Annotated in this window: 2 protein-coding genes and 1 pseudogene; all 3 read right to left on the reverse strand. The window is 45.5% G+C overall.

Going from position 1 to position 2,223, the window contains the following annotated elements; genetic code table 11:
• On the reverse strand, positions 1 to 723 hold a 723-nt coding region (locus tag QTN95_RS20260; RefSeq protein ID WP_331418787.1), incomplete at its 3' end, for a hypothetical protein.
• Between the two features lie 77 nt (positions 724 to 800).
• Positions 801 to 1,760, reverse strand: a complete 960-nt coding sequence (locus tag QTN95_RS20265) for a DUF6708 domain-containing protein (protein ID WP_331418788.1) — start codon at positions 1,758 to 1,760, stop codon at positions 801 to 803.
• Positions 1,761 to 1,837: 77 nt separating this feature from the next.
• Positions 1,838 to 2,223: pseudogene (locus QTN95_RS20270) on the reverse strand (hypothetical protein); the annotation flags it as partial.

The raw sequence follows: 2,223 nt of genomic DNA on the forward strand, positions 1-2,223 counted from the left end.
AGCCATATAACGGCGAACGTATTCCCAATAGCCATACATAGGGGCATGACTGCCCATGTTGTGCAGCAAACTGAGATATTGATGGCGTTGACCAGTTAAATCAGCATTGACCGCGTGTTGAGGGTTAAGCCAGAGCATTAACTCATAGCCATCTTTTAACCGCCCGTAGCCCATATGGGTTTTAGCGACAATCACGGATATTTCACACTCTTGCCACGGAATACGATAGAGCACTTTATTGTGCCAAACGTAAACCTCTTGGTTTTGTTTATGAAAGCGTACTGGCATGGCGATGGGCTTGAAAAGTCCTACCGCTATAGTGACTCCGATCAACGCCAAATAAATTAAGTCAATAACATAGGTATCTGACCATGCCAGTCCATCAATAAATCCCCAACCTTTTAACCCGATCCATATCAGGGTAAAAAGAAACACCAGCCCCATAAACTCCCCCCTGCCATGGACAGACCGAACTCGCATATCAATAAACCCTTCGTGGCCCCCTGCAGAAAACAGTTCAAAAAATTCTCCCATATCTTCAGCATCTTTAATTTGGTGGACTAGGGAGATTTTTTTATTGCCGGGGTTTAATGGCTCTTGCTGAATTAAATGACCATTAGGGTAATGTTCCACGCCGTGTTGGGTAATATGGAAGTTGGGGGTAAAACCAAAGTCTTCTGGCCCGACCCAATGATTGGGGCCAACTTGTCTAATCTCACTCATGATGGGTTATTCCTCCGCGAACAGCTCAACTGCCGCTCAATTGAGCGGCAGTGCGGATAAACTGTCGTGAAAAGCGTCTAATGCCAATTGCATCGTTTACCTGTCCACTCATGGACTTGTTCCGGCCATTTATGTCTCAGAGGGTTACACCAGAGTGAGAAAAGAGCGGGTCTGAGCAGAAAACCAAGTGGTAACGTAAGAATAAAGGTAACAATTGCAAACAGCCGACTCCGACCTTCTTCTTCAGCGAGTTCAAAGTTAATACCTATTTGCCTTGGCTTTTTACTGATCTCAAACCATAGTGGTTGTTCATCAGCCATATAACGACGAACGTATTCCCAATAGCCATATACAGGGGCATGGCTACCCATGTTATGAACTAAAGAGAGATACTGATGGCGATGACCGGTTAGATCGGCGTTGACCGCGTGTTGAGGGTTAAGCCAGAGCATTAACTCATAGCCATCTTTTAACCGCCCGTAACCCATATGGGTTTTAGCGACTATCACGGATATTTCACACTCTTGCCACGGAATACGATAGAGCACTTTATCGTGCCAAACGTAAACCTCTTGGTTTTGTTTATGAAAGCGTATCGGCATGGCGATGGGCTTAAATAAACTTAAGCCCATACAAATGGCGAGAATTGCCAGAACGGTGATATCGACGTAACTGAGTGACCATGTATCTCCAGCGGTGTAAACCATCGAAGTCTTGACAAGCAGCCAGAGCAAGGTAAAAAAAATCACCGCATACACATTATCGCCTCTGCTATGAACAGACCGAACTCGCATATCAATAAACCCTTCGTGGCCCCCTGCAGAAAAGCCGTCAAAAAACTCCCCCATATCTTCGGCGTCTTTTCTTCGGTGAACGATGGGGATTTTTTTATTGCCGGGGTTTAATGGTTCTTGCTGAATTAAATGACCATTAGGGTAATGTTCCACACCGTGTTGGGTAATATGGAAGTTGGGAGTAATACCAAAGTCTTCTGGCCCGACCCAATGATTGGGGCCGACTTGTCTAATCTCACTCATGATGGGTTATTCCTCCGCGAACAGCTCAACTGCCGCTCGACTGAGCGGCAGTGCGGATAAACTGTCGTGAAAAACGTCTAATGCCAATTGCATCGCTTACCTGTCCACTCATGGACCTGTTCTGGCCATTTATGTCTCAAAGGATTACACCAGAGTGAAAAAAGAGCGGGTCTGAGCAGAAAACCAAGTGGTAACGTAAGAATAAAGGTAACAATTGCAAACAGCCGACTCCGACCTTCTTCTTCAGCGAGTTCAAAGTTAACACCTATCTGTCTTGGCTTTTTACTGATCTCATACCATAACGGTTGTTCATCAGCCATATAACGGCGAACGTATTCCCAATAGCCATACATAGGGGCATGACTGCCCATGTTGTGCAGCAAACTGAGATATTGATGGCGTTGACCAGTTAAATCAGCATTGACCGCGTGTTGAGGGTTAAGCCAGAGCATTAACTCATAGC

Source organism: Vibrio sp. M260112 (assembly GCF_036533775.1).
Classification (GTDB): Bacteria; Pseudomonadota; Gammaproteobacteria; order Enterobacterales; family Vibrionaceae; genus Vibrio.